Origin of the sequence: Pseudoalteromonas sp. Of11M-6 (genome assembly GCF_022347905.1) — a bacterium.
Taxonomy (GTDB): Bacteria; Pseudomonadota; Gammaproteobacteria; order Enterobacterales; family Alteromonadaceae; genus Pseudoalteromonas.
Genome location: NZ_JAKRFW010000094.1, coordinates 1 through 6062, shown reverse-complemented (window position 1 = coordinate 6062; position 6062 = coordinate 1). Strand labels below are relative to the sequence as shown.

Sequence of the window (6062 nt, the reverse complement as noted above, 5' to 3'; positions counted from 1 at the left end):
GCTAAAAAATATAATTGCTTATTAAGGAAAATTTAGGTGTAATGAATACATAATAAGCGCTGAGCAATGCAGGGAAAGCTTACATAACACTAGCTAAACTGATTACACTAGCTAGGAAAGTGAGAGCCTCTAAAAAGCAAATTCCTATAGCATAAACAACACCAACTCTGTCACACCGAGCAGGTAGCAGCTCAGTCCAACAAGCGATTATGCAACACAAACTGCGTGTCGCATAAATACTAAAATGTTAGCTTGAGCGAACTATTAAATATTGGAATCTCGACACAGGAAATATTTAAAAGATTATGACCCAAAAAGTATTGAGCAATAAAATAATATTAGGAATCCTTGAAGAGTTTAAAGCGAACTATGAATTCGGAGAAAGCAGCGAAAGCAAGCTTTTTGAGCGGCTAGTAAACTACGTCACTTTATCTAAATATGACCCGGAAGCTTTCAGCGATGTGACCACTTTCGATTTTGTCGATGTAGATAGAAAGAGTACGTTTGGTATCGATGCCTTTGCTCTGTTTATCAATGATAATCTGATATCTAACAAAGAAGATATTATTGAGCATAGAAAAACCAAGAGAATGGACGTTAGATTGGTTTTTATCCAAACTAAAAGATCAACATCATTTGATTCTGGAGAGTTTCTTAAGTTTACTGCCGCTGTAAAAAACTTTTTATCCGATTCCCCTCTAATATCATTGTCCGAAGATCTGCTGGAATGCAAAAATCTAGTAGAAGAGCTTTTTTCTGCAGATAATGCTCGTTTGTTTGCAAAGAAAAAGCCAAAGTGCGAGATGTATTTCGCAATATCAGGCAGCAACAGTGAAGAAAAAGATTATAAGCCAATTTTTCTTCAAGAAGAACGTGCACTGAAAGCATTGGCCCCGGAATTTGAAGCGTTTTCCATAAGGCTTGTAAACTCTGATTATATTATCGATTCTTATAGTGAGCTTGAAAATAAATATACAGTATCGATAAACTTTGAAAAAGGAATACCTTGCCACCCTATAAAGGATGTGGAGCAATCTTACATTGGCTATTTGCCAATAAGTGAGTTCCTGAAACTTATAACAGGCTCTGACGGTAATATTAGGAAAAATATTTTCTATGAAAATGTCAGAGATTTTCAGGGAGAAGAAAACGCTGTAAATAGCGAAATGGCTGAGACACTCAAAGACCAACAAAAAATTGATCAGTTTTTAATATTAAACAATGGTGTAACCGTTGTAGCAAAAGAGTTTTCAAATATAAGGTCTAATGAATATGAAATATGCGACTACTATATTGTAAATGGTTGTCAAACGAGTAATGTATTATTTCAACACTCTGATCTGATAGCTAATTCTAGTTCGCTTTTCGTGCCCATAAAAATTGTTCATACAACCAATAATAGTGTTATTTCTAGTATAATTCGGTCCACTAATAGACAAACTCCAGTTCCTGATGAAGCGTTCGTCTCTTTAGAAAAGTTTCATAAAAGGCTTCAAGAGTACTATCAGAGGTTTTCTCAAAACTGTTTCCAATCTCTTTATTATGAGAGGAGATCAAAAGAGTTTAATGGCAGCTTAGAACAAATCGAGCGTCCTCGAATTGTCAATCTGCACGGCCTTATTAGATCTTTTACGTCCATCATTCTAAACGAGCCGCAACTCGCAATGAGTCAAAATCCAACAGTGATTCTTAAAGAGCATCGATCCAAGCTATTTCAGGATGATCACGTATACGCACCCTATTTCCTTAGTTCGTTACTGCTATACCTATTCTACGTCTATTCTGAAGAAGGAAAAATATCAAAGAAATATGTTATTTCAAGATATTGGGTGTGTTGGGTTGCTCGAACTCTATTAACTAAAAGCCTGAATATTGGCCATTTGAACTCGGCAAAAGTTGATAAAAACTGTGAAACAATTATTGAAAGTTTATCTGATGAAAGTTTTTCTATAAGTATATTTCGAAAGTCGATTCATGTTTTTGAAGAGGCAAAGAAAAAACATAGAGATGAGCATGGACGCCAATACAATAAACAACTTATCAGATTAAAGAGCTTCAGGGATTGTGTGAAAACTGTGCTTGTTGGTGAAACAAGCTAATCGGGTAGCTGAGGGTATCTAGCCCTCAGCCCCCACAACACCCTGCATGCGGGTCCGCACAGGGCGTTTCACCTAACAGATTACCCATTTGGGTAATGCACTTTTATCCATCCGTCTTTGAGTGAATATAGTCCCTCGTTTTTCAGATAATTTAAGCTTAAAGCCTGTTGAATACCGGGTGTTTTGGAACTGCGCCAAGGCCCTTTACTTGTGATGCCACAGGCAACGGCTGCTTGCACATGAACTCCATGCTTCATCAGGTTTCTCACTTTAGTTCTCGGTTTTCGCCATTGTCGCCAGTAACACATCCTGATCCTGCGCCTTATCCATTGGTCTAGGTCAACACATTGCTGGTATGCGTTTGCAATACCAAAATAATTGATCCATCCGCTTAGATATTGGCTTAATTTAAACAACTGATATTGCATGCTCACGCCCCAATTACGGTTAGTTAAAGTGCGTACCTGTCGCTTAAATTTATGCAGGGTTTTGTCATGCCATTTGATTGCTCCACGTTTAAAGGTAAACCCTAAGAATTTACTTTGTGTGGTTTTAACCACCTGACTTTTATCCATGTTAACAAGCAATTTGAGTTTAGTTTCAAGGAACCGAGTAACGCTGGCAAGTACACGTTCGCCTGCACGTTTTGATTTTACTAAGATTATAAAATCATCAGCGTAACGGGCAAATTGGTGACCTCGTTGCTCCAATTCTTTGTCTAAATCATCCAGCATAATGTTGGATAATAAAGGTGAAAGAGGGCCGCCTTGCGGTACTCCTTCTAAACTCGGGATTAGCGTGCCATTGTCATCAATTCCAGCTCTCAAATAACGGCCAATGAGTTTGAGCAAGCGTTTATCTTTGACATGACGTGATAAATTTCGCATCAATAAGTCGTGATTGACTCGGTCAAAGAACTTTGACAAGTCGACATCTACCGCAATATTGCGTTTAGATTTAATGATTTGCTTCACTGCTTGTTGGCCGTTACGGTTAGGACGAAAACCAAAGCTGTTATCTGAAAATGTGCTATCAATGATGGGCGATAAAACCTGAGTAATGGCTTGCTGGATAACCCGGTCGACCACTGTGGGTATTCCGAGTTGCCGTTTTCCACCATCGGGTTTATCAATTTCAACGCGTTTGACCGGTTGTGGACGATAAGTCCCATTTTCGAGTTGAGCTTTGCACTGTTGCCAGTGTTGTTTTGCCCAGTCGATAAATTGGTCTATTTTCATACCATCTACACCCGCTGCACCTTTGTTGGCTTTAACCTGCTTCCATGCGCGTTGAAGATTATCGTTTGATAAAACGTGTTCGAATAAATCAAAGTTGAAGGTTGATTGCACTGCATTACGCTGCATATCAGAACCACAGGGCTGTGGCGTATAGTTATGTAAGTAAGACATGAAGTATTCCTTCGGTTAAATGTTCAGGCCTTCACCGTGTCCTATCCATTACGATAGGTGTTTGGCTACTATGCCGTCTGCTGACTGCTGGATAATCACAAAATAAATTGCTCTAAATTGCGCTGCGTGCGTATCGGTGGGTGTTGCAGTGGTTTCGCTCGTAGTCTATTTCGCAACCAAATAGCACGCCAAGGGGTTGATTGACCAGCCACTTACTGGTATTTTCCGCAGCGATAGCGCAGGCCGCATGTTATCCAGCTCTCCCCGAATAAGAACATTAACTTTCATTGCACAACTGCATCATTTACGGTGGCCGTTAGATCACGTGACTTCGTTATCTTGTGCTAACTCGTCTTCAGCCTACGCCTAGTATGATGTTTTTGTTCATCAGCTCGCAATTTTGCTAGCGGCTTCCTCCATACAACCCCTCGCGGATTTGCACTTGCCATTCGCTAGTAGTTATCGTTTAATAACAATCAGTTATTTAAACGGTGATCTTCCTACAGAGGACTTTCACCTCATTAGTTAATGCCCATGTCGGGCGTACACAAGGCGCTCAAGCAAGGACGCAGCGAAGCTGCGCCGCTTAGCTTTGCGTTATGTAACTATGTCGAAGTTTGGAGAGTATTTTGAGTTCCAAAGTATGCAAATTTTGTGAGAAGTCTCCTGCTATAGATAATTCGCATTTAATTCCTAGCTTTATCTATAAATGGATTAAAGATACATCGCCTACTGGTTATATGAGGGCGACTAATGAACCAAACAAAAGGCAACAGGATGGGTATAAATCTGCATTGTTATGTGAAAGCTGCGAAGAAGAATTTTCAAAGTCGGAAGATCTATTTAAAAAAGAGCTATTTAATAAAATAGCAAATTATAGAAAACCTTGTCCTGAAAAATTATCTATCACAAACAATATTAGAACTTGTTTATATATTATCGCTTGGAGAGTGTTGGCTGATGCATATCACTTTCCTAAAGAAAATGACTACACTGATGATGAAATTAATGAGTTTCCTAATTTTATAGCTGATATGAAATCAGCTATAAACTCAGGTACTACAGACAAGTTTAAAACTCATATCATACCGTGTACTAAAGATGTACTTACCCAGTTAGGGCTGCCAAAAGTAGATTGGTATTTTTATGATCGTATGACTGGAGCAGAGCCAAGAATATGGGACAATTGGGAACGGTTTATCATATTTATAAAAATACCGTCTGCAATTGTTGTTTTTGAAGTAGTACCTAATGACAATGATGACTGGTCTGGAACTCAGATTGATAAAGTCGAAAGCATATCGCTGTCTAAAATAAAGTCTATACCTTCGTATATTTCAGATTTAGTTTCATTTTTTCATCGAGCTTTTGTTGCCAGTAAAGGTGAAGTTACTGAGTTACAACAAGAAAAAATGAAAAATGATATTTTAGCGGGTGATTTAGAATGCGGAGCTATAAAGTCATTAAATAAAACGTGGTAGCCGTTACATAACAAAGCAATCAGCGAAGGACGTAAAACGCTTGGCTTGCGCTCCTTCGCCGCTAATTATAGCCAAGCATTTTACGCCTGTTATTGCGGCGTTAGAATTTTGGAGGAAATAATGGCTAAATCGAAAGAACAAAAAATCAGACAAACACTGAGTCGTTATTCTGATTTATACAGTGAAAAGAAAGGTAAATCACTTTCAGGTGATTTTCTTCAGGTGAGTAAAATTTTAGAACGATTATCTGAATCAGATACTGATGCTTTTAATGCTTTGTATTGGCACATCGAGCAAGTCATAGAGCTTGAATCTATTGTTGCTGAACGTGGTAAAAGAATCAGTGTGCTGCAAAAAGGGCAACTGCAGCCTAAAGAAAAAGACAAACGAAAGGCAAAAGAAATCCAGCCTGAAAATTTTGCGTGCCAAGATTTATCTGGAAAGGACTTTCAGAAAAAAGAATTATTCCAAGCTAATTTCAATAAGTGCTTGCTTAAAAAAACTAACTTTAGAGCCAGTAAAGCGATACTTGCTTGTTTTACTGGGGCTAATTTGGAGGGGGCCGATTTTACTGGAGCAAAACTCGATAAGGCAAACTTCTCTGGTGCAAATTTAACTAATGCTGTTTTCAAGTCAGCTAAATTAGCAGGTGCAAACTTCGACGATGCTATTCTTGATGGGGCGGTTTTTGATGGGTCAAATTATAAACAAGCCCGTGGAATAAAATTCTAACAAAGTAAAAATAATTGAGAGTAAAAATAATTGACACCCATCACTATTAACCTCCAAGCGGAGGAAGTGAAGTATAAAGTTACTTCAATCACTTTGGTTAAAAACGTTCATCGATAGACTAATTTTTAGTGCTCAGGCGTATCTCTTCACCAAAACAGGGATATCGCGCATGACAACGCACTGCAAATACAACAGTAAGAAATTCTAGAATTGAGAATGCGAGTTTTGCTAAGCCAACAAGAGCTCGCAGTTTGTTAGGTTTGTCCGTCGTCGTTTTTGCAGTGTTTCGCAGTAAGCGGTTATTGTTCGCTCTCGACCAACTGCACCGTGGAATACCCGTG

Annotated in this window: 4 protein-coding genes and 1 pseudogene; 3 read left to right on the top strand and 2 right to left on the bottom strand. The window is 38.7% G+C overall.

The features are described 5' to 3' along the window. Nucleotides 1-305 precede the first annotated feature (305 nt). Nucleotides 306-2099, top strand: a complete 1794-nt coding sequence (locus tag MHN32_RS23195) for an AIPR family protein (RefSeq protein ID WP_239422937.1) — start codon at nt 306-308, stop codon at nt 2097-2099. A gap of 80 nt (nt 2100-2179) precedes the next feature. Here MHN32_RS23195 and ltrA read toward each other — a convergent pair whose 3' ends face one another. Continuing rightward, nucleotides 2180-3508, bottom strand: coding sequence for a group II intron reverse transcriptase/maturase (ltrA, locus tag MHN32_RS23190; RefSeq protein WP_239422936.1), 1329 nt, complete (start codon nt 3506-3508; stop codon nt 2180-2182). A gap of 629 nt (nt 3509-4137) precedes the next feature. On the opposite strand from ltrA, the gene MHN32_RS23185 reads away from it, so the two are divergent. Both MHN32_RS23185 and MHN32_RS23180 read left to right on the top strand, forming a co-directional pair. Continuing rightward, nucleotides 4138-4989, top strand: a complete 852-nt coding sequence (locus MHN32_RS23185) for a hypothetical protein (protein ID WP_239422935.1) — start codon at nt 4138-4140, stop codon at nt 4987-4989. 120 nt (nt 4990-5109) lie between these two features. Next, entirely contained in the window at nt 5110-5721 is a 612-nt protein-coding gene (locus tag MHN32_RS23180; RefSeq protein WP_057552708.1) for a pentapeptide repeat-containing protein, read from the top strand. A 228-nt stretch (nt 5722-5949) separates the two neighbouring features. On the opposite strand, the pseudogene MHN32_RS23175 reads toward MHN32_RS23180, so the two are convergent. Continuing rightward, nucleotides 5950-6062 (bottom strand): annotated as a pseudogene (locus MHN32_RS23175) (transposase); the annotation flags it as partial.

What these genes read in the sequence shown, in the direction of transcription:
- MHN32_RS23195 (WP_239422937.1), top strand. Translation starts at nt 306, where the DNA reads ATGACCCAAAAAGTATTGAGCAATAAAATAATATTAGGAATCCTTGAA.
- ltrA (WP_239422936.1), bottom strand. Translation starts at nt 3,508, where the DNA reads ATGTCTTACTTACATAACTATACGCCACAGCCCTGTGGTTCTGATATG.
- MHN32_RS23180 (WP_057552708.1), top strand. Translation starts at nt 5,110, where the DNA reads ATGGCTAAATCGAAAGAACAAAAAATCAGACAAACACTGAGTCGTTAT.